Below are 21,126 nucleotides of genomic sequence, written 5' to 3' on the forward strand. Positions count from 1 at the left end.
ACCGTCACCATAAAAAAACCGCCTGTTCAGGCGGTTTTTTGTTTTCGGGGGTCACAACTGATCATTGCCCGGCTTTGACTTCTTTCCATGTGCGCAGCCTCAGCGCTTCACTGTCGGCAGGTATCGCTTTTTGGGCGAACAGGGTGCCGAAGGTTTCTTCGTCGGGGTAGATTCTGGGGTCGCTGTGCACTGCTACGTCCAGCAGTGCTTCTGACTTCTCGTTGCCATTCGCATAGTGCAGATAGTTGGAGATGCCGGCGATCACCTTGGGTGCCAACAGGTAGTTCATGAAGGCGTACGCGGCTTTTTCATTGGGGGCATCGACAGGCATGGCGACCATATCGAACCACATCGGCGCGCCTTCCTTGGGGATCACATAGTTGATGTCGATGCCGCTGCCTGTTTCCTTCGCTTTGCGCTCTGCCAGCATGACATCTCCTGAATACCCGACCGCCACACAGATCTTGCCGCTGGCCAGGTCTGCTATGTAGTTGGTTGAATGGAAGTAGCTCACGTAAGGCTGTATCGCCATCAAGGCCGCTTTGGCCTTGGTGTAATCCCCGGCGACTTCGCTTTGTGGAGGCAACTGCAGGTAGTTGAGTGCGATGGGCAAGACACTGGGCGCGCTGTCGATAAAGGCAACACCGCATTGAGCCAGCTTTTTCATGTTCTCGGGCTTGAAGACCAGGTCCCACGAGTCGAGCGGCGCATCGTTGCCCAGAGCAGCCTTGACCTTGGTCACGTTGTAGCCAATGCCGGTGGTCCCCCACAGATAGGGAAAAGCATGCTCGTTGCCCGGATCGATGCCTCTGAGCACCTTGAGCAGAACCGGGTTGAGGTTTTTCCAGTTGGGTAGCTGGCTTTTGTCCAGCTTCTTCAGGTCGCCGCGCTGAATCTGGACACCCATGAAATGACTCGACGGCACCACGATGTCGTAACCGGAATGCCTGGCCCTGAGCTTTTCGTCCAGAGTCTCGTTGCCGTCGTAGGTGTCATAGGTGGCTTCAATGCCGGTGTCTTTCTGAAAGTTTTTCAGTGTGTCCGGAGCAAAGTAATCCTCCCAGTTGAACACCTTGACGGTCTGGGCGGCCTCGCTCATCGAGGTGACCAGCATCAGGGGTACGAAGGCTTTGGCAAGCATTTCGTGGCTCCTTGGAGGATTTGATGATCGCGATGCACGAACAATCATCGCCTCGGGAGCAGTGATCATGAGATGCATACCTATAGGAAATAATCTTATAGGCATTTGGAGAGGGGACCACAATAAAAAAGCCAGCTTTCGCTGGCTTGAATGCTTTTTTTCTCTGATTTCTTACGACTCTTCTGAAGCAAGTTCCGTGTCGTGAGCGATCAGGGACACCAGTGCATTCTGCTGGCGGTGTGAGAGTTGACGAAAACGCTGCAGCAGCTCGCGTTCGTGCAGGGACAGCTCAGGACTATCAAGACGCAGATTTGGCTCATCGCCAAGTGCACCTTCCTGAATCAGGCTCTGCTCGAGTCGAGCGATGATTTCCGAGTTCATGCTGCGGTGATGGTTTTTGGCTACCTCTTGCACACGATTACGCATGCCATCTGGTAGGCGAACGACGAACTTGTCAGCCGTGCGGCTGGAATAAGTAGCCTGTTTCATAGGGCTCATATATTTAACCGGTTAGTTCAGGGGGAAGCGGTTCTCGCAAGTGGCCGCCAGATTGCCATTATGGGACAGTCGTTTTGGCCAAATGTTCCAACCGAGTTATCCAAAGGGTGAGGCATCATGCCCTATTACGTCGAATCCTTGGCGTCAATTCTGTGACAAATATTGACTCAGATAAAGGCGTTTAGCCAGCACCAATTGTCAGAATTGCGAGAGGTTTTGCAAAGCTTGCCAATTCCTGCTCATTCAGGTGACACGACGAACGCCTGACTACTTTTTGCCATGATGGCTATCTGTCTTCAGCTTAGATGCTTATCCGCAACAAGACGAAGAATGCCGACGGGCGTGCTATGGCGGGGGAGGGGAACAGTACTTCAAGAAGCCGATGACCCAGTCAGCAATGGCGTGCAGCCCTACCGACCAGTACAACCATCAGCGTGTATCAGTCAGCGCAGAACCGGATCGAACTTGAAGCGACGCCCAATGACCATGGCCGCTACAAAAAGACTGCCAAACATCCCGGCGGCGATTTTCGAGGCGATATTCAATACATACGCCTGCTCAGGGAGAAGAAGATCAACGGCAACAGCCATCAGTGCCAGGATCATGAATGACAATGCGGATTTTGACATGGCTACTCTCTCGTGAAGGTGGGCTATGTGACGATCTCAGAAGACCCAACGCTCTTCAGCACGATTTGGCAGCGGGGCTTCCTTGACCTCATGACCCAGCGTAGCTGCATTGAAGCGCCTGTCACCCATGACCGCCAGTTGCGGTGCCTGACGGATCACCTCATGGGGCTGAGCATGCTTGGTTATCTGGTCGTCCTGAATGCGCGTGTCCTGAAAATGAAATGCCACCAGAGCTACCAGAGCGGCTGCATTCAACACTGAGAGAGTCATGTTCATTTTCAGGTACCTTGCGTGGAGTGTCGTCACATGCACTGATAATGCAGCCTGCATGCCAATTTTATTTCAATAAAAAATCCTTATAAAACAATGGCTTGTGTTTGTTTTTAGGCGGCTGGATATTGCGTTTTGCAATGATGGCTTTTTGGGGTAATGCAAAATGCACGACCATGCCTGCAAACGCTCTACGCCGGGATGTGGACTACGATTACCGGAGGTAATGACGACATGACAAAATCCCTCCATGCCGTTAACATGCACGCCGTCCTCGCTGGCACCAGTCGGTGTGCTGGCAACTCAGTGTCTCAGTAGCTCAATTGGATAGAGCATCCCCCTCCTAAGGGGAAGGTTGGCAGTTCGAACCTGCCCTGGGACACCATATTTTGCAGGGTTTTTTATTGGTTTCTTGTACGGCACGGCAAATCAGTCACTACTTCGGTCACTACTTCTTTTTTGTCTCTTTTGCATTCTGCAAGCGTTCGATTCCGCCCCCCCCCTCCAATGATGTAGCTTGGCCGTCATTCACAAAAGGTTTTGTCCACAGGGCTTGGCTAATTCATAGCGTGTCTATCAAAAAGACGTAAGCTCTGAGGTCTGTAAGCTTCGCTCCGAGTCTTGCGATAGCCCTGCGTCGATTCTGTCCGTCTCAACCGCAAAAGCCATGGGAAATCCATTGGTCAACAGTGCGCCGATCATTCTATGCGAATGGTAGGTAACTGACCCTGGATGCTGTCTCCCGATTCATATGACCGCGTTAGATTGATGAAAATGTCTGCCGCTCCGAGAACCACTCCAGAGCCTTCGCTTTGAATGCTTCTGCCGCTGGGGTTAGAGGGTAACGCTGGTCATAGGCCAGGACGATTCGCTGAGGCGGAAGTGCTTGCTTGATGGGGCGACAGACCAGAGGCAAGCCATCGTAGCTTCGGTCACCGAAGGGCCTGGTATAGGTCAGAGCTACACCAAACCCATTGGCTACCAGACTGCGCTGAAATTCGAAGCTATGAGCCCGGGTGACGTTCTCGGGGACAAGGCCGAAGATATTGAACAGATCCAGCACGTGCTGCCAGCTATGAGTCTGATCCGTTACCACCAGATTGCATGCGCTGAGTGCTTCGATACTGACTTGTGACTCGTTGGCTAATGGGTGATCAGCGGCCAGCAACGCGTGAGCAGTCAACTGGCAGAGTTCCAAACGTTCAGTATTGGTGGGCAGGCCCAGATCGTAAGTCAGTGCCAGTTCCAGTGTACCTTCGCCGAGCCGCTTTCCAAGGTATTCAAAACCACCTTCGCGCATGTCGACCAAGACGCGAGGACACTCGAGTTGGAGACGCTTGAGGATCTGCGGAAGGCAGTAAGGTGCCAGGTCTGCGTAGCAACCGATTACCAATTCTCCAGCGAGATCGCTGCCTTCACTTCCGATGTCTGCAAAGCCTTGTGCTTCTGCCAGAACACGCTTTGCCTGAGTCATCACAGTACGGCCAAAGGGCGTCAGAGATACACCCAACCCGCGCTGGCGAACAAACAAAGGTTGGCCAAAGAGGCCTTCAAGCTCTGTTATCGCCGTGGATATTGATGGCTGAGAAACATGCAGTTCCTCGGCTGCAAGCGTGAGATTGCTGTGTTTGGCCGCAGCGATTGCATAGCGCAATTGTCGGAGTGTGAAGTTCATAAGGTTTTCTTGGGTGATAAATCAATACATATTATTTTATCTTAACTGATACTCATGGAATATTTGTCCTGTGCCCACCTTTTTTCCAGGGAGTCTCAGGTCATGACGCACAGTGAATACACCGTTGATCAACAGGACATCGAAGCTTTTCAGCGCGATGGCGCGGTGTGCTTAAGGGGCATTTTCAGTGGCTGGATAGACCGGATCGCAGCGGGCATCGAGCAGAATCTCGCCGAGCCTGGTGTTTATGCGAGCCGGTATGTCGAGCAGGGCGACGCATCAGGTGGTTTTTTCGACGACTACTGCAACTGGGAGCGCATCGAGGGCTTTCGTGCGATGGTTGAGGAGTCGCCCGCTGCTTCGATTGCCGCCCAGGTGATGCGATCCTCCAGCGCACAGTTCTTCCACGACCATGTCCTGGTCAAGGAGCCTGGCGCGCAGAAAGCGACGCCCTGGCATCAGGATATTCCGTATTACTTTCTTGACGGCAGCCAGTCGGTAAGCTTCTGGATTCCTGTCGATCCGGTACGTGAATCGACGTTGAGGCTGCTGCCCGGTTCGCATCGCTGTGAGAAAGGGATCAGGCCGGTGCACTGGGCTGATCAAAGTGATTTCTACAAAGGTGCCGAAGGTTACCGGGACGCCCCTGACCCTGACGCTGAAGAAGGAATGCCGGTGCTGGAGTGGGAAATGCAGCCGGGCGACGCCGTGCTTTTCGACTTTCGTACCGTGCACGGCGCAAGGGGTAACGGGGCAGCGCAGCGGCGACGGGTGTTGTCGTTGCGTTGGGTAGGTGATGATATTCGTTACCTGGAGCGGCCGGGGCGTACATCGCCGCCGTATCCGGGGCATGAGATGCAGACCGGCCAACGGCTGCGCGAAGACTGGTTTCCAACAATATATAAATCTTCCTGACCTTTTTCGCTCGCAGCCGCTGCACTGCTGATTGAGCCTGTTTTGCTGACATCTGCCCACACCTGGTTTGAGTAGTTCAGTGCATAGGAGCGCCGATGATGACGATGAAAAACAGCGTGAAGGCTTGTCTGCTGTCTATGGGGTTGGTAATGGGTAGCGCCTCCACCTACGCTGCTGGATGGTGTGATTCAGGCAAGCCTGTGAAATTTGCCGGACTCAATTGGGAGAGTGGCATGCTCCTGACCGATGTATTACAGACGATTCTCAAGGAAGGGTACGGCTGCCAGGTCGACACCATTCCGGGGAACTCCATCACCATGGAAAGTGCGTTGAGCAGCAACGACATCCAGGTTCTGGCCGAAGAGTGGGTGGGGCGAAGTGAGGTCTGGAACAAGGCGGCCCAAAGCGGAAAAGTTGTTGGCGTTGGCGCGCCGATCATTGGTGCGACTGAGGGCTGGTATGTCCCCCGATACCTGATTGAGGGGGATGCCAAACGCAATATCAAAGCCAAGGCGCCTGACCTCAAAAAAATTGCCGACCTGACCCGCTATACCGAGCTGTTCAAGGATCAGGAGGAACCGGGCAAAGGACGCTTTTATAACTGCCCGGCCGGCTGGACCTGTGAGCTTGAAAATACCGAGATGCTGAAAAGCTATGGGCTCGAAGGGAGTTACACCAACTTCCGACCCGGCACCGGTCCGGCTCTGGATGCGGCCGTGCTGTCGAGTTATAAGCGCGCGGAGCCAATCCTTTTCTACTACTGGACGCCAACGCCGTTAATGGGGCAAGTGGACCTAGTGAAGCTGGAAGAAAAGCCTGGTGTCGACAAGAAAATCAGTATCCAGGTCGGTTTGTCGAAAGCCTTTCACGAGCAGGCACCAGAGCTTGTTGCGGTTTTAGAGAAGGTTAATCTGCCCATCGACCTGCTCAACCAGAACCTGGCGCGAATGACCAAGGAACATATCGACTCACCGAAGCTGGCCAAGATTTTCTTCAAGGAGCATCCGGAAATCTGGCATGGCTGGGTAAGCGAAGCAGCTGCAAAGAAAATCGCAGCGACACTGTAATCTTATCGAAATTGCAGATGCGACGCCTGACGTCGCATCTGCTTTTCTTCCCGGCATTTACCGACGACATTAAGCTAGCCTGCCAGCAAAGCTGGGAGGGGGGCGATTACACCAAGCTTAGGCGTTATTGGCACACCCCAAAAGAAAATTGCCATTACCGCTCGCACCTACTGAAGGTATCTCCGTCTCATCCTTCAGATCCACGCCTGACAGCTGACGTCGACACGCCTCAGTCATCAGGTACATGAGACGAAAAGCAGCATTCCCATACGCCATCCCTTCTAAACGTACATTCGATATGCAATTGCGGCTTGCATCTGTAAGGCCGACCTTTGGCCCATAGGTGAAATAGAGCCCCAGGCTGTCCGGTGAACTCAGTCCTGGGCGTTCCCCTACCAGAATGAGGCTCATCTTCGCACCCAACAGCTCACCGACTTCATCAGCGACAGCGACTCGCCCCTGCTGGACGATACAGACTGGCGCGACTTTCCAGCCTTCTGAAACGTCACCATAAAGACGTTTCAGGAACGGCAGCGTGTGACGCTGGATGGCCAATGCAGAAAGCCCGTCAGCTACAACAATCGCCAAATCATAGTGGTCTTCCTTAGAAGATCTGTACTCCCGCAACAGATCAGCTGAATGCTCCGATAATCTTCGGCCTAGATCTGGCCGTTGCAGGTAGGTGTCTCGATCTTTAGCCGCACTGTGAAGCTGAAGGCACTCAAAGCCGAGTCCTGCCAGAGAATCAGCTAGTGCATCGCAGTTCAAGGGCGTGTGCACCGCATCACGCGCCATGGCGTGAGCGAACTGAAAATCCAATTGCGGTTCGGTAGGCAAGCTGGTGCCCACTCGCCCGAGCGCGATCCTTGCTGACGTTAGCTGACGCAGCTGCTGCCACGCATTTTCGGTAATAGGAGACTTGGGCATCACCAGCTCGCTTTGTAATGGACAGAGATCACAACTGCGCCAATGCATGGCGGAAAGCGGGCGGTAAATCAGTCCCCATGGTCAAAGATTGTCCGTTCTGGTGAAGAATCCCCGTTCTGCTCAGCCACTGCTCGAACTCTGGTGCAGGCCTCAAGCCCAAAAGCTTCCGGGCGTAGAGTGCATCGTGAAAAGAGGTCGTCTGATAATTGAGCATGACGTCATCCGAGCCTGGAATTCCCATGATGAAATTGATTCCAGCCGAGCCCAGCAAGGTCAACAATGTGTCCATGTCATCCTGGTCCGCCTCAGCGTGGTTTGTGTAACAAATGTCACACCCCATCGGCACTCCCAGTAATTTGGCGCAAAAGTGGTCCTCAAGACCGGCGCGAATGATTTGCTTGCCGTTGTAAAGATATTCAGGACCGATGAAGCCAACCACTGTATTCACCAAAAACGGCTTGTAGTGGCGAGCAACTGCATAGGCCCTTGCCTCACACGTCTGCTGATCGCAACCATGGTGAGCGTTTGCTGACAAAGCACTACCCTGGCCAGTCTCGAAATACATTACGTTGTCGCCGACAGACCCCCGCTTCAGGCTCAGCCCTGCCTGGTATCCTTCTTCGAGGATCTTGAGACTGATACCAAAACTGGTATTTGCCGCCTCAGTGCCCGCGATAGACTGGAAAACCAGATCCAGAGGCGCTCCGCGCTCGATTGCCGCAATGGAGCTGGTGACATGCGTCAGAACACAAGACTGAGTGGGAATGTCATAGCGTTGAATCACTGCGTCGAGCATTTCCACCAGCGCGATGATTGAACTCATGCTGTCGGTAGCGGGGTTGATGCCGATCATCGCATCACCGTTCCCGTACAGGAGCCCATCCAGAACACTGGCTGCAATGCCAGCGGGATCATCCGTTGGATGGTTGGGTTGCAACCTTGTGGACATGCGTCCACGCAACCCCATCGTGTTCCGAAAGCGAGTGATGACGCGAATCTTGCTGGCTACCAGTACGAGGTCTTGAACACGCATGATTTTGGAAACGGCAGCAGCCATCTCCGGGGTCAGACCTGGCGCTAAAAGCCGCAGTGCAGACTCATCTGCATCGTCGCTTAACAACCAATTCCGTAGTCCACCCACCGTCATATGACTGACGACCGAAAACGCACCCACATCATGGGTATCAACTATCAGCCGCGTGACCTCATCCTTTTCGTATGGGATCACCGACTCGTTGAGGAAGTACTTTAGCGGCACATCTGCCAATGCCATTTGAGCTGCCACGCGCTCGGCAGCACTGTCTGCGGCAACTCCCGCGAGATAATCGCCAGAGCGTGCAGGGGAGGCTTTAGCCAGCAGCTCACGCAAACTGTCGAATCGCCAGACCTGACCACCTACTGTGTGGGCAAATTGAGCCATATCTCAAAATCCTCTTACTTCATGCCAGCCACGCAAACAGAGGTCCGGTGATAGCCTGACCCCTTTGAAAAGGCGTGCTTTGAAATCCGCCCCGCCTTTGGCTGAGCGAATTTACCGGGAGTAGTTGCTGTTAGCGCTTGCCCTTGCGCTCAAGGAATCGAACGCCGAGAGAAAGCGGGAAACACAGGGCGAAATACATCGCGCCCACCAGGATGTAGGTTTCCAATGGCATGAAGTACACCGCGCTGAGATCCTGTGCCCTCAGCATTAGATCTGGAGCCGCGATCAGCGACGCGACGGAGGTGTCCTTCAAGAGCGAAATAGCGACGTTGCCAATCGGTGCAAGCACGATCCTGATGGCTTGAGGAAGTACTACCCACCTCATCACCTGCGCCCGCGGCATCCCGATGGCCTTGGCTGCTTCAACCTGCCCCTTCGGCACCGCTTCCAGACCTGCACGGTAGATCTCGGCGAGGTATGCAGCCGCGTTCAACCCCAAGCCAATGATCGCGGCGATGAATGAGCTGAATTCGATCCCCACAGCCGTGAGGCTGAAGTAAATGATGAACAGCTGTACCAGCGCGGGCGTTCCTCTGAAGACCTCGATATAGATCGAGGCAGCACGCCTGAGTGGAGCGCTTGATGAGCGTCTGGCCAAGGCAAGGACCAACCCCACAATCAACCCGATTACCAGCGCACCGATTGCCATTTGCAAGGTGGCGAGTGCGGCAGCCAGAAGTTCTACGTGGGTTGCATTCCACAGTTCGCCGTATCCCATCTCAGTTCTCCTTGACGACGTTCAAGCGGCGCTCGGTACGAGAGGCCCAATAGGCAATAAACAGGCTCAACGCGAGGTAGATGATCGCCAGCAGAAAGTAGATAAGGTTGGTTTGATAGGTTTCACTCACCAGCATTTTTGCCTTGAAGGTCATCTCTGGAACCGCCGCAGCGGATGCCAATGAGGTGTCTTTGAGCAAACCGATGGCAAAATTCGCCATCCCGGGAATGGAAATCTTGAAAGCCTGGGGCAGCACGATGATGCGCATTGCCATGCTGCGAGTCATTCCGATGGAATACGCCGCTTCGGCCTGTCCTTTGTCGATAGTCTTGATGCTGGACCTGAAAACCTCGGACAGGATCGCGGCACCGTTCAGTCCGAACCCGATGATGGCGGCTCCGACGGCAGGTAATGTGATGCCTATGTAGGTAAGGCCGAAATACAGGATAAACAGCTGCGTCAGGATCGGGATATTGCGAAATATCTCCAGGTAGCAGCTTGCGAGAACACCCAGCGTACGGTGGCGTGAAAGCCGCATCAACGCCAGACAAAAACCTAGCACTGCGGCGACTACGAAAGCAGCCAAGGTCAACCCGACTGTGGTCAGCGCGCCTACGCCGAGCACGTTCAGAAAATACGGCAACATCTCGAAGGCTTTGCCGAAGGCACTGCTATCAACCATGATCAGTGCTCCTGAACGGCTCGAATGAACGAGCGAGTCCGTTCGAGTTCGCTGTCATGGAAAATCTGCCGAGGAAGCCCCTGCTCGATGATGTTCCCATCGGCCATGAACACCACATGATCAGAAACGCTTTCAGCAAAACGCATTTCATGAGTGACGATAATCATCGTCATCCCTTCATCCGCAAGACTTCGCATCACGTTCAGCACTTCACCGACCAACTCCGGGTCGAGCGCAGAAGTCGCCTCATCAAACAGCATCAGCTTGGGTCGCATTGCCAACGAGCGCGCTATTGCGATCCGTTGCTGCTGCCCACCAGAAAGCTGCTCAGGGTAGGCATCACGCTTTGCTAGCATGCCGACTTTCTTCAAAAGCTCTTCAGCATGAGCGACTGCCTCTCTCCTCTCGCGTTTCTGTACCTTCATGGGGCCGAGGATGATGTTCTCCAGGACGGTAAGGTGCGGGAACAGATTGAAGCGCTGGAAGACCATGCCCATTTCGGCACGCATCCGGGCCAGATCCTTGTCACCCATGGGCACCTTGCGGTTACCCACGAGCCGCTGGCCGATCAGCTCGTTATCCAGGTAGATACTGCCCTGAGTGGGCTCCTCCAGATAATTGATGCAGCGAAGTAACGTGGTCTTGCCAGACCCACTGGGTCCAATGAGCGAAATCTTCTGGCCCTGTTGCACGGTAAGGTCGATGCCTTTGAGTACGTTCAAACTGCCGAAGGATTTGTGTAAACCCTCGACGCGCACCAGTGGGTTCATTACAGCCATGAGCGTTATCCGTCAGTGATGAGGCAGGTGTTAAAAGCAGCGCTGTTTCAGGCGAAGGCTTGGCTAAAGTCGCGAGGTTCGTGCTTGAAAGGTCCGATAACATTGCCTTTCTCATCTCGGTCTACGCCGAGTCGACCATCCTTGGCCATCGGCACAAGATAGTCGTCATTTTTGATGCCGTATTTGGCGAGGATAGGCTTGATCTGATGAGTAGACTTCATCCAGCGAAGACCTTGGTTGACGGCATCGAACAGGTCTTGGTTTTGCGGATGAATGCCCCAGATCGCCTCGAACTTGCCGGTCAAGGCTGGGTATTTTTCATCGAAAACGATAGGTACTTGCTTCAGCTTCAGGCTCGGGTCCTGAAGGATCATGTAGTCGATGGTTGGGGCGTCGAGCACAGCAAAGTCTAGGCGCCCGGCCCGGACATCACGAAGGCAGGCATCAGTACCGTCATACAGCTTGACCTCTTTCACACCCGGCACTTTTTTCATGTCAGGTATCGAGAAGTAGCCGGTATAGCTACCGATGGTGCGACCCTTTAGATCATCCACCGTCATTGACGCAGTAAAAGGCTCTTCATCACGCATCAGCAGGTAGGCGCTGGTGTAGAAAACCGAGTCAGTCAGCAGCAAAATTTTCGACCGCATGGGGTTCCAGGCAAAGTTACCGCCGAACCAATCTGCACGACCTGAACGAACGGCCTCAACAACCGCTGGGAAGCCCATGGTCTGAACATCCAGCTTCAGCTCTAGTCGGTCGGCAATAACTTTAAGCAACTCAAGGTCAGTGCCAACAGGAATTCCATCACGCACAGCGCCCAAGGGCATTTCCCCAAGGCACGCAGCGGTCAGATAACCGGGGCGGATGGTTTTGATTGGCTCACCCGCTGCGAAAACTTTGGACATTGGACCCAGGGCTCCCAATGCGATAGCAGCCATTGAGCCGTAGCCTGTCGCTTTGAGAAAGCCGCGTCTGGAGAAGCCCTGCGTAACAAATTTTGAGTCAGACATAGATCACCTACGAAAAATGATGAGCTTGGCAGTGTGGGTTTGGTTGTTACGTGGGTCTCGATCCAGGCTGGACGTGGCAGCTGGTCTTTTTTGCAACCATGACAAGCATTACAATATCCACCTTAATGACAGTTTTTTTGCTTGTCAACGGTCGTTTTATCGGATAAAAACCAATACAACATTGTTAATTGTCTCGCTTGATGCGTTACAAGCATGACAAAAAGGAAAGGCACGCCGTGAATGCATCTGACCAATTACTAGACGACCTGAAAGCCAGCGCCGCTTTGCAGCGAGGCAATAGTGAGACGCTTTATGCGCAGCTTGCAGACGCTTTAACGGACGCTATCGAGAGTGGCAAAGTGCAGCCGGGTGACCGCTTACCACCGCATAGAGACTTTGCAAGTGTGCTCGGGTTAAACATCACCACCGTGACCCGAGCCATGGCGGTCCTTCAGCAGAAAGGACTGGTACAGAGTCGGCCTGGTCGCGGAACCCAGGTAGCACTTCCTCGCCATCCCGCAGCTCAATTCCAATCCGCGCCGAGCAATGATCCAGACACCGTCGATCTGAGCGTCAACCGACCCGCGACAACAGGATTCAATCGAGTTTTGGCAGCGCTGCTACCTCGACTCCACACAGATCCGCGCTTCATCGACATGAAGGACTACCATCCTTCAGAAGGACCTCTTTGGGCGCGCGAAGCAGCTGCCCAGTGGTTATGCCATACAGGCGTACCCGCAGAAGCATCACGAATGTTGATTGTCGAAGGCGCCCAGCATGGGATTGCGAGCACTCTTAGAAGCCTGACGAATGCAGGCGACATTGTGCTGGCCGATAGTGTGACCTATCAGGGTATTAACGCCCTATGTCGGTCACTTGGTTTGGTACTGATTGGCGTCGACGCTGATGCTAGAGGAATGTCACCAGAGGCCCTAAAAAACGCCTGCGACGAATATGATCCGCGCCTTGTTTTTTTGGTCCCTTCTATTCAGAACCCAACAGCCATTACGTTGGACCAGGAGCGCAGGGAAGAACTCGCAGCGGTGATTCGGGAGACCAACCTGCTGGTGATCGAAGACGACGTATATCGCCCTTTGCTGGATAGCTCTCCGCCTCCATTTGTGAGCCTGCTGCCTGACAGGACGATCTACATTTCCGCTCTTTCAAAATGCATTGCGCCGGGACTGCGGATGGGGTTTGTTCTTGCTCCACCGCAGTTGGTCCAGGACATATCGACGATGCAACGAATCGATTGCTGGAGCACATCTCCGCTGACATCGCTCATTGCGGCGAGATTGATCGAAGAAGGTCACGCGGAACAACTGGTCACTGAGCAAAAAGAAGAGCTACGTGCACGGCAGTCATTGCTCGCCGAACATCTGAATGGCCTTGAATTTCAAAACAGCCCGACAGGCACCCATGCGTGGCTCATTTTGCCTGAGCCATGGATTGGCTCACGCTTTGCGCTCCTGTGCCAGGAACGAGGCGTGATCTTGCTTGCTGGAGGAGCATTCACCCTAAGGTCAGAGCTTTCACCTCAAGCGGTGCGGATCAATATCTCGGCAGCCCTTTCCCGAGAGCACCTCGTTAAAGCGTTGAAGGTGATAAGCCAGCTCGCCCGGCAGGGTCACCTCCATATGCACAACCGGATCTGAGCAGATGACACAGACTATCAAAGGTGATGTGGCCGTCATTGGTGCCGGAGTTGTTGGCGTTTCAACCGCCTTGTGGCTTCGACGCCAAGGCTACAAGGTCTTACTGATAGAGCGCGACTCCATTGCTTCGGGTGCCTCGTTTGGCAACGCGGGAACGTTAGCGCCTTACGGCGTGATGCCTATCGCTCAACCCTCGATACTGACGTCGCTACCGTCACTACTGTTTTCGTCTGAATCACCTTTCGTCATTAACTGGGCTCGGTTACCTCAGTTGATGCCCTGGTTGCTCAGGTTTCTTAACGAATGCAGAACCTCACGGTTCGAGGCGAACTCAAGAGCCCTGCATCAGATTCTCCAAAACGTTTACACCGGTTATGCGCCACTTTTGGATCAATGCCCGGAAGCGAATCGGCGTCTGAGCCACAACGGATGCCTTTATAGCTACGGCACGGATGCGGGGTTTGCAGGAGCCCGGCAAGCCATTGAATGGCGCCGTTCCTTGGGAATTTCTCAGCAAGTACTCACGGCTTCCGAAGTTGATCAACTGGAGCCTGCACTGGCGGGCAAGTCTGTTGCAGGCCTGATGTTTCCAGACTCATCTCACATGAACGATCCTAAAGGGTTCATCGAGGCACTCGCAGCGCCTCTGATCACCGATGGCTCATTCATCAACGCCACAGTCACGGGAATAAAGTCGGGGGCTGACGGTGTGACGCTGTCCGGCACCAGCGGTGAAACCTTCAAGGCAGACCGAATAGTTGTATGCAGTGGCGCGTGGTCAGCGTTGCTGGCAGCCCAGCTGGGTGATCGCGTCCCACTGGATACAGAGCGTGGATACCACATCGAGTTTGATATGGATCAGCCTTTGGTCAGTAGACCCTGCTGCCCTGTTGAGAGCGCATTTTATATGACACCGATGGAGGGCCGCCTGAGAGTGGCGGGCACTGTCGAGTTGGGCTCAATCAAAGACCCTGCGAACCCTAAAAGATTTGACTATTTGGAGCGCCACGTACGTCGTGTTCTGGGCATCACTGCGCCGGTAGTACGCCAATGGATGGGTTTCCGCCCATCCCTTCCGGATTCCCTGCCAGTGATTGGGCCTTCGCCAAATGATCCCCGAGTAATTTATGCCTTTGGTCATCAGCACCTTGGGTTAACTCTGGCAGGTGCAACTGGCGAGCTAGTAGCCCAATGCATTGCAGGAAAGGCCCCTGACTGGCTAGAGCATTTCTCGGTCAGCAGATTTTAAGCGATAGATTCCATAGGAGAGTTTTGATGAGCACCATCACGCGCAAACATACCAGCACACGAATGAGCCAAATCGTGATTCATGGCGAGACAGTGTATTTGGCAGGCCAGGTCGGAGACGAGCATGAATCAGTTGCAGATCAGACTCGTACTGCATTATCGCGAGTGGATGAGTTGCTAAAGGAAGCCGGCTCCTCGCGTGAGCACCTGCTGCAAGTGACTATTTGGTTGGCTGACATGGCTGACTTTGACGCGATGAACGAAGTCTGGGACGCTTGGATACCAGAAGGGCATGCACCAGCACGAGCGTGTGGTGAGGCAAAGCTGGCTGATTCGCGATTGCTGGTAGAATTGCTTGTCAGCGCCGCTAAAGCCTAAAGCTACGCAAAAGAAGATAATCATAGTGAGCGAATTACGGTAAGCGGCCAGCGAACACAACTTGCACAGATCAGCGAGATACCCACTGATGCGGCAGCAGTTGCTCGATTTCACTGGCTCGCTGCGTCGGCAACCGTGTGAGGACATCCTTTAGATAAGCATACGGGTCATGCCCATTGATGCGCGCCGACTGGATCAAACTCATAATCGCCGCCGCCCGCTTGCCGCTGTGCAGCGATCCCGCAAACAACCAGTTAGACCGCCCAAGCGCCCACGGCCGGATCAGGTCTCGATCTGGTTGTTGTCGATGGGCACAGCATCATCTTGCAGGTAGCGCGTCAGAGCTACCCAGCGTTTGAGGCAGTAATCCAAGGCTTTGGCGATGGCCGATTCCTAAGGCGCTAGCTGTCTTTGGGCGATCATCAAGCATGAAATGCGTCGGCGATTGGTGCTGCTTTTTCCTGCTGTAAGGTCTAAAGCCACCGGCTATAGATGAGTTGGGCAGACGGGTACCTTTGATGTCCGATTCTGGCCGGGTAATGTCATTAGTGGACCAATTGACCACCCGTTTGCATTGCCACTGACCAATCATTTGCATTCGACGTGACCAGGCCTTTACACGAGACTTGACCGGAGCATCGCATGCCCTCGACCGGCTGGAGTCGACCCAAAGCAGCCCCTCCGTATCCCCTAAAGTCGGCCAGAAAGTGAAGCTCGACTGTTGAGCACCTGTAGGTTATCCGAAGTACATTATTCTCTGGCTCGGGCGGAGCCCAGCTTCAACCAAAATATACTGCTCATGCGCTTTATACTCAGGCACTGTGACCGTTTCGAAAATTGAGAACTGATTCCCTTGAAAACGAAGATATAAACCTGGCCCCCACTGAGCCACCTGCAAAACATGGATTGCGGCCATTGCCATAATCAACGAGCCAAGAGTAGCTTGGTTAAATTCTCTTTCCCTGTCATGCTTGACTGCATTGTAGGAGTTATACCAAGCCAAGCTTCGTGTGGTCATCCCTTCCGAGTCATTCCAATTTTCAAATGGCTTGAGTTCAGGGTAGTCGGGATGGTTCTTCAGACATACAACCCACTCATCGAGCCGCAACAGTGGCATCAACTTAATATAGTCCCTTGTTCCATCGGGCTTTTTCGAGCTAGATGTGTTCGACTGATAGACACCTCTCCAGTTGGCTTCTACCTCGGTGCATGCCAAAATAAGCAGCTCGCGTATCTTGTGTCCGAAAGTGGCGTCATTGGCCGAACTAGGTTCGACACTTCTGAACAAGGTGTTCATTTCCTCAAATAGACTAGCGGCGGATAGAGCATTTTTCGTTTTAGTTTTTTGCTCGTCATCGTTGAGTGCTAGCCCGTTGTAACCACTATCTAACATGTGCCTAGGGGGGATCCCTCGCCATACTCTGGGATAGTAGTGTCCTCGGGGAATAGCCAGCGGCCGCACTGTTTCCTTCCGCATGTAGCAGTTCGCTTGTGCTGTGACAAGCGCAGCAGCGTTAAATTCTAAAGGATATTTTACCTTATCCCCGGGTGTGCCTTCATATTCCCCATGTCTTTTCCAATGAGCTATCGAACCTTCCATTATTTGTGGGCTTTTGTGTGGTAAAAAAACGGTAATTTTCTCCTCCGAATCATACCAAAATGCTCCAAACCTTCCGTCGTGATCTAAAAAACCGAAATCTGGCATAGCTGCTCTCCTTACTAGAGTCCTCAGGATGCGTGACTGATCGTGCGCGCGCGTACCCTTTCTGCCTCGGTCTGAAGCGAAATAATAGTGCCAAAATTTTTCGTCATCCGCCCATATTTTGGATCAGCACTTGAAAAAATGCTTGTAGCTCCTGTGCAAGGAGTCTTTTCTTCGTTCCGCTCGATGGGCTGAAGCAATGAGCAGCAATCGACCCTCAGCCACCCTTGGCTGAGGGTAGCTAACAGCCAAGAGCAGACTTTCCAAAATTAGCGTTGCAGACCGCCCGTTAGTCCTGAGGGTATCGGCGAAACCAAGGGTTATTCATTCTTTCAGTTTTTACAAAATATCAGAAATTGTACTTGTCTACATAGTACTTTAAAAGCTCGCCTTCGCTGTTGCAGTCGCGGCATTCATAATGTTTTGTTTTGCTCTTACCTTTGCAGGAAGGGCATCTTACCATTTTGTAAAGAGCTGTATCTAGTTGGTCTGCTTGTCCAGCAGGCATATAGCCTTCACCATTACAGGCGATGCAGTCATCACCATATAACAGCCTCTTTCCTTTGCAGGCAGGACACTTCACGTTGCTAAACTGTGATACATCTACGCTATCGGCATACTTGCGTAGCATCTGACGCTCTCCATTGCAAGATAAGCAAGTGTCTCCGTTATGCCGACCAGAGCCTTCACATAATGGGCAGTCAACGTAGTCGTATTCAGATGTGTCGATATTGTCAGCGTATTTGCGCATGATCGCTCTGTCGCCATCGCAAACTCGACAGCATTCTCCGTCGAAGCGACCAGATCCTTTACATAGTGGGCAGTCGACCAGATCAAACTGGCTGTAGTCGAAGTCCCGCTCGAATCTACGCTCCATTTCGCCTTCGCCGCCACAAGCTTTGCAGTAGTCGCAGTGGTAGTGACCGCTGCCTTTGCACAATTTGCATTGGACTAAATCAAACTCTGTGACGTCAATCTCTAGATTCTTATCAATGGAGCCGTCGCCATGGCAGACTGGGCAGTCATAGCTGTGACTTACGCCTCTAATTTTACATAGTGGGCAATGAGCTAGATCACTACTTTCCAGGAAAGCATCCTCTAGCAGCGCGATGTTTTTGATCTTGTGTTTATCTATTGAGGTTGAAGAGCATTGATGCCTCTTAATCTCGGTTACCAACTTTTCTAAAGTTGGCTTTAGACTTTCCACATGAGATCGCTTTGCCAACTCTGGGATTATTACGAATACTTGCTTTGCAATATTCTCAAGCTGAGGATGTGACGGTTCATTTTGTGCGTCTAGCAGCCGATTCAAGTCGCTGCATATGCTGAGAGCTGAAGCTATCTGTTGAAGAACGCTGGCTTGCCCACTCCATGAGACTCTTCTGAAGTATTGAAGTCCTTTTTTAATGGCGATAACTTCTTCGTTTTTTGCGCCTATAGGTCCAAATAGTCCGTTGTCAAATTTGGTGTGGTGATTTGCACAAAGCCATATTAGGTTGTGTGGATGATTGCACTTTCCAGTTTTGACTGGTTCAATATGGGCAGCTTCACCCGCTTCGCCGGACTTTAGGCAAAGCGCACATTCTAAGTTGGCTTCAAGTCGGATTTCTTGTTTTATCGCGTCAGGAAGATGCGGGCGGCTCGATTGGGGCGAGTTGGGCCAGCTTGCTCTCAACCATGAGTCGTAGTCTTTTAACTCATCTTCTTCAAATTTATAAAGCTCGCCATCTTTTTTGAAATTTAATTTCCGAGAATCATTTGATTTGACGGTTTTCCTAGTGAAGTACTGAAGGAGTTCGGGGGAAATGCTGAGGAAAGCTGCTGCTTGATAAATGTCGAGGTACTTGGTTTCCATGCCAAAAATCACCGAAAATTGAGTTGAGCTGTAGGTCGATCTGCGCAGTGAATCGTCCCTTGTTTCGTAAAAGCGCTCAAGCTCCAAAATCGAGCCCTAGTGAACGCCGCTGCTGGCCGATTGCAGCTGCTCGCCAACGGCTGGTGCCGGCGGGACGTCCGGCGCCCTTAACCTTGCTCTGCCAACCACCGCTCGAACCTGTGGGTCATGCCTGCCAGGTCTATGGGCCGGCGGGAATCAGGTATTCGATCCATTAGCTAAGCCACGATGATGTCCAGGTGCATGCCGAAGTTGATGAAGGTGGACAGGAAGGTCTGTTTTGCCCCAGAGGACTGCGCACGCGGGTCAGTACTACTGGCGCCAGCCCTGCGGTGGTCGGCAGACACTATCCGTTGATACAATCTACGCCATCAAATAAGATGGTCTTACGGGCTCATCTTTCTGGTGTGCGAGCCGATTCTTCTAAATATTTTGGCAATCTAAATTGAATTATAAAGACAGGCTATTAGAAGCCATCACGTATACTGAGAGCTTAAGGCTACCTATCGATAATTCAGCATTGTCATTAGATGTTGAATTAGTGGATAGCAGTAAGCAGAAACTTTTCCAACTCTGTGGAGACGCTTTATATCAAGCCGGTTTGCAAAGCTCCTCTCACCTGGCTGGCAAATGCGCTCCTATTCATCTAATGCTCAAGGAGCGTCTGAAAACTGAGCTTGGTTTAGAAAGCCTGATCACGATTGGTGACAGATTTTGGGATGATTATGTCTATTGCGAGATGACTAAAGAGTCCGTCGAGAACGAACTAAACAGCACTAACATCTTTGAGCCCATCAAGGCCCACGTTTGGTTGACTCTTTCCGACGGGACAATCCTAGACTGCACTGCCGAGGCTCATGCGGATATAATTTTTGGCCGGGGTGAGCACCCAGCCCACCAATGCATAATGATTGTTTCGCCCAACAAAGCAGAAGATGCTAAAACCGGTTACCACCGCCCGGTACTGGTTGGCTCCGGATTCTTAGAGAAAACCGGGATGGTTCAAATAGTGCTCGATTAGATCAACGCGTTGGTCTAGATCGGCCTTGGTAGCTTAGAAATCTGATGAGCGCTTTTGGCCGATAAGGACGTGCGGACCAAATCGTGAGCAGTCTGCTAGGCGTACTGTAACCCTTGGAAATTGGTTCTAGTCGTCAGGCTCCAGCACCCGCTCTATACACGTAGCTAACTGATACACCGCACCAGCAGCATACGGTTTGGCTCCGTCTGAAGATTGCTCATCCAGCAACTCATCGGCTGCCAAACGGCCTAGCAAATCGACGTCGATACCCATGGATGCCGCTTTGCTGAGTACTGCGAGCAGCGCTTCTCTCATTTCGCTTATTTGAATGTCAGTCATGACACGACCCCTCCGCTTTTTTAACCATAGCGGTGCGTTATTTAGGCCGAATGACCGATTTGATATTGGCTGAGCTGGGGTAATTGCAGAAAGGAATTTGGCTGGCCACAGCACCTAGACTGGCAGCAATCGGCCAGAAGCGGACATTACAAAACAACAGCGATCCTGGCTGTTTCAGTAATGCAGGAGACATTGCTGCCGTCCTGAAGCGTGCAGCCGCAACGTTTAGGACTCGCGTCAATATCAAGGAGAGGTCGACCACACGGCTAGCTCATAGCCGTCGGGGTCGATGAAATGGAAACGGCGACCACCCGGAAACGAAAAAACTTCACGACTAATGGTCGCACCCGCTGATTTGATCCTTAGCTGGGTTTGCTCAAGATCATCCGCGTATAGGATGATCAAAGGTCCACCCGTACGCACTGACTCTCCAGTAGTGAATCCACCACTCATGCGTCCGTCGCTGAACTCGGTATAAGTCGGGCCGTAGTCAACGAAACTCCAGCCGAATATGTTTCCGTAGAAGGTCTTGCTTCGATCGATGTCAACGACATTGAACTCAATGTTGTCGATCTGACGGTCTTTTCCTTGCATGCCCATTGCCGCGTCCTTGGTTGATTTGGAGGAAGCGAGTTTAGGACATTTGGCCATCCAAGCGTTGAAGCAGATGTCTATTACCGTCGCTACATCATGAGTGACCACCATGGGTCGAAAGCGACGGGGTGACTGCCCCGTCGCGGTTGCCCGGTCATACTTCAGTCTGCTCGGCCATCTCAAGCGCGTCATCCACTTCGATGCCAAGATATCTGACAGTGCTTTCTAGCTTGGTGTGACCAAGAAGTATCTGTACTGCTCTGATGTTTTTCGTTCTGCGATAGATCAACGATGCCTTGGTCCGACGCATCGTATGAGTACCATATGGCACTGGGTCGAGGCCGATTGAGCTTACCCAGGCTTTCACTATGCGTGCGTATTGACGCGTGGACAGGTGCTCGGAAGTTCTTAGCCTACTTGGAAACAGGAAGTCTCCATTTCTGAGTCCAGCCTGTAGTGAATCGCCCCGGGTTTCGTAGACACCTCTTTGCCTTAAACTGA

General features: G+C 52.6%; 21 protein-coding genes, 1 tRNA gene and 2 pseudogenes. 7 read left to right on the top strand and 17 right to left on the bottom strand.

The genetic code is table 11. The annotated features are described in order from the left end of the window. Positions 1-61: 61 nt before the first annotated feature. The 4 genes from KGD89_RS06790 to KGD89_RS06805 all read right to left on the bottom strand — a co-directional run bounded on the left by KGD89_RS06790 (position 62) and on the right by KGD89_RS06805 (position 2,544). Positions 62-1,141, bottom strand: a complete 1,080-nt coding sequence (locus KGD89_RS06790; RefSeq protein ID WP_025259047.1) for a polyamine ABC transporter substrate-binding protein — start codon at positions 1,139-1,141, stop codon at positions 62-64. A 171-nt stretch (positions 1,142-1,312) separates the two neighbouring features. Then, a complete protein-coding gene (locus KGD89_RS06795; RefSeq protein WP_025259048.1) occupies positions 1,313-1,639 on the bottom strand; it encodes an Arc family DNA-binding protein in 327 nt (108 codons plus the stop codon). Between the two features lie 443 nt (positions 1,640-2,082). Further along, positions 2,083-2,268: a PA3371 family protein gene (locus KGD89_RS06800; RefSeq protein ID WP_025259049.1), complete on the bottom strand. Its 186-nt coding sequence runs from the start codon at positions 2,266-2,268 to the stop codon at positions 2,083-2,085. A 36-nt stretch (positions 2,269-2,304) separates the two neighbouring features. Further along, complete coding sequence (locus tag KGD89_RS06805; protein WP_025259050.1) at positions 2,305-2,544, bottom strand: hypothetical protein; 240 nt, start codon at positions 2,542-2,544, stop codon at positions 2,305-2,307. A gap of 302 nt (positions 2,545-2,846) precedes the next feature. Here KGD89_RS06805 and KGD89_RS06810 point away from each other — a divergent pair. Continuing rightward, positions 2,847-2,923: transfer RNA gene (locus KGD89_RS06810), tRNA-Arg, on the top strand. Positions 2,924-3,298: 375 nt separating this feature from the next. On the opposite strand, the gene KGD89_RS06815 is transcribed toward KGD89_RS06810, so the two are convergent. Beyond that, on the bottom strand, positions 3,299-4,213 hold the full coding sequence (locus KGD89_RS06815; RefSeq protein ID WP_025259051.1) for a LysR family transcriptional regulator: 915 nt from the start codon (positions 4,211-4,213) through the stop codon (positions 3,299-3,301). 102 nt (positions 4,214-4,315) lie between these two features. Between KGD89_RS06815 and KGD89_RS06820 the strand changes: the two genes are divergently transcribed. Then, positions 4,316-5,128, top strand: coding sequence for a phytanoyl-CoA dioxygenase family protein (locus tag KGD89_RS06820; protein ID WP_025259052.1), 813 nt, complete (start codon positions 4,316-4,318; stop codon positions 5,126-5,128). Positions 5,129-5,226: 98 nt separating this feature from the next. After that, entirely contained in the window at positions 5,227-6,195 is a 969-nt protein-coding gene (locus KGD89_RS06825; protein WP_025259053.1) for an ABC transporter substrate-binding protein, read from the top strand. 117 nt (positions 6,196-6,312) lie between these two features. On the opposite strand, the gene eutC is transcribed toward KGD89_RS06825, so the two are convergent. The 6 genes from eutC to KGD89_RS06855 form a co-directional block, all read right to left on the bottom strand. After that, complete coding sequence (gene eutC / locus KGD89_RS06830) at positions 6,313-7,122, bottom strand: ethanolamine ammonia-lyase subunit EutC (protein ID WP_025259054.1); 810 nt, start codon at positions 7,120-7,122, stop codon at positions 6,313-6,315. A 28-nt stretch (positions 7,123-7,150) separates the two neighbouring features. Further along, complete coding sequence (locus KGD89_RS06835) at positions 7,151-8,542, bottom strand: ethanolamine ammonia-lyase subunit EutB (RefSeq protein ID WP_025259055.1); 1,392 nt, start codon at positions 8,540-8,542, stop codon at positions 7,151-7,153. Between the two features lie 130 nt (positions 8,543-8,672). Next, a complete protein-coding gene (locus tag KGD89_RS06840; RefSeq protein WP_025259056.1) occupies positions 8,673-9,320 on the bottom strand; it encodes an amino acid ABC transporter permease in 648 nt (215 codons plus the stop codon). A gap of 1 nt (position 9,321) precedes the next feature. After that, a complete protein-coding gene (locus KGD89_RS06845; protein ID WP_025259057.1) occupies positions 9,322-10,002 on the bottom strand; it encodes an amino acid ABC transporter permease in 681 nt (226 codons plus the stop codon). A gap of 2 nt (positions 10,003-10,004) precedes the next feature. Continuing rightward, positions 10,005-10,772 carry an amino acid ABC transporter ATP-binding protein gene (locus tag KGD89_RS06850; protein WP_074569041.1) on the bottom strand — a complete coding sequence of 256 codons (768 nt, stop codon included), beginning with the start codon at positions 10,770-10,772 and terminating at the stop codon, positions 10,005-10,007. Between the two features lie 56 nt (positions 10,773-10,828). Beyond that, positions 10,829-11,794 (bottom strand): substrate-binding periplasmic protein, encoded by a 966-nt coding sequence (locus tag KGD89_RS06855; protein ID WP_236250109.1) that lies wholly within the window; start codon positions 11,792-11,794, stop codon positions 10,829-10,831. Positions 11,795-12,030: 236 nt separating this feature from the next. On the opposite strand from KGD89_RS06855, the gene KGD89_RS06860 reads away from it, so the two are divergent. From KGD89_RS06860 to KGD89_RS06870, 3 genes are read left to right on the top strand one after another with little or no spacing between them, the layout of a single operon-like run. Continuing rightward, the gene (locus tag KGD89_RS06860) at positions 12,031-13,449 is read left to right on the top strand and encodes an aminotransferase-like domain-containing protein (protein WP_025259060.1); all 1,419 of its coding nucleotides are present in this window, start codon (positions 12,031-12,033) and stop codon (positions 13,447-13,449) included. Positions 13,450-13,453: 4 nt separating this feature from the next. After that, a complete protein-coding gene (locus KGD89_RS06865; protein WP_025259061.1) occupies positions 13,454-14,698 on the top strand; it encodes an NAD(P)/FAD-dependent oxidoreductase in 1,245 nt (414 codons plus the stop codon). A gap of 26 nt (positions 14,699-14,724) precedes the next feature. Next, positions 14,725-15,075, top strand: a complete 351-nt coding sequence (locus tag KGD89_RS06870; RefSeq protein WP_025259062.1) for a RidA family protein — start codon at positions 14,725-14,727, stop codon at positions 15,073-15,075. A 70-nt stretch (positions 15,076-15,145) separates the two neighbouring features. Here KGD89_RS06870 and KGD89_RS06875 read toward each other — a convergent pair. The 3 genes and pseudogenes from KGD89_RS06875 to KGD89_RS06885 form a co-directional block, all read right to left on the bottom strand. Beyond that, a pseudogene (locus KGD89_RS06875) lies at positions 15,146-15,545 on the bottom strand (IS66 family transposase); the annotation flags it as partial. 266 nt (positions 15,546-15,811) lie between these two features. Next, positions 15,812-16,780 carry a hypothetical protein gene (locus KGD89_RS06880; RefSeq protein WP_025259063.1) on the bottom strand — a complete coding sequence of 323 codons (969 nt, stop codon included), beginning with the start codon at positions 16,778-16,780 and terminating at the stop codon, positions 15,812-15,814. 346 nt (positions 16,781-17,126) lie between these two features. Beyond that, positions 17,127-18,632, bottom strand: coding sequence for an HNH endonuclease signature motif containing protein (locus KGD89_RS06885; RefSeq protein ID WP_074569022.1), 1,506 nt, complete (start codon positions 18,630-18,632; stop codon positions 17,127-17,129). A gap of 484 nt (positions 18,633-19,116) precedes the next feature. On the opposite strand from KGD89_RS06885, the gene KGD89_RS06890 reads away from it, so the two are divergent. Beyond that, positions 19,117-19,692 carry a hypothetical protein gene (locus KGD89_RS06890; protein ID WP_025259065.1) on the top strand — a complete coding sequence of 192 codons (576 nt, stop codon included), beginning with the start codon at positions 19,117-19,119 and terminating at the stop codon, positions 19,690-19,692. Positions 19,693-19,818: 126 nt separating this feature from the next. Here KGD89_RS06890 and KGD89_RS06895 read toward each other — a convergent pair whose 3' ends face one another. The 3 genes and pseudogenes from KGD89_RS06895 to KGD89_RS06905 all read right to left on the bottom strand — a co-directional run. Beyond that, positions 19,819-20,031, bottom strand: coding sequence for a hypothetical protein (locus KGD89_RS06895; protein WP_025259066.1), 213 nt, complete (start codon positions 20,029-20,031; stop codon positions 19,819-19,821). A 243-nt stretch (positions 20,032-20,274) separates the two neighbouring features. Beyond that, a complete protein-coding gene (locus KGD89_RS06900; RefSeq protein ID WP_025259067.1) occupies positions 20,275-20,631 on the bottom strand; it encodes a VOC family protein in 357 nt (118 codons plus the stop codon). Between the two features lie 148 nt (positions 20,632-20,779). Then, positions 20,780-21,079 (bottom strand): annotated as a pseudogene (locus KGD89_RS06905) (tyrosine-type recombinase/integrase); the annotation flags it as partial. Positions 21,080-21,126 lie beyond the last annotated feature (47 nt).

Source organism: Pseudomonas cichorii (assembly GCF_018343775.1).
GTDB classification, from domain to species: Bacteria; Pseudomonadota; Gammaproteobacteria; order Pseudomonadales; family Pseudomonadaceae; genus Aquipseudomonas; species Aquipseudomonas cichorii.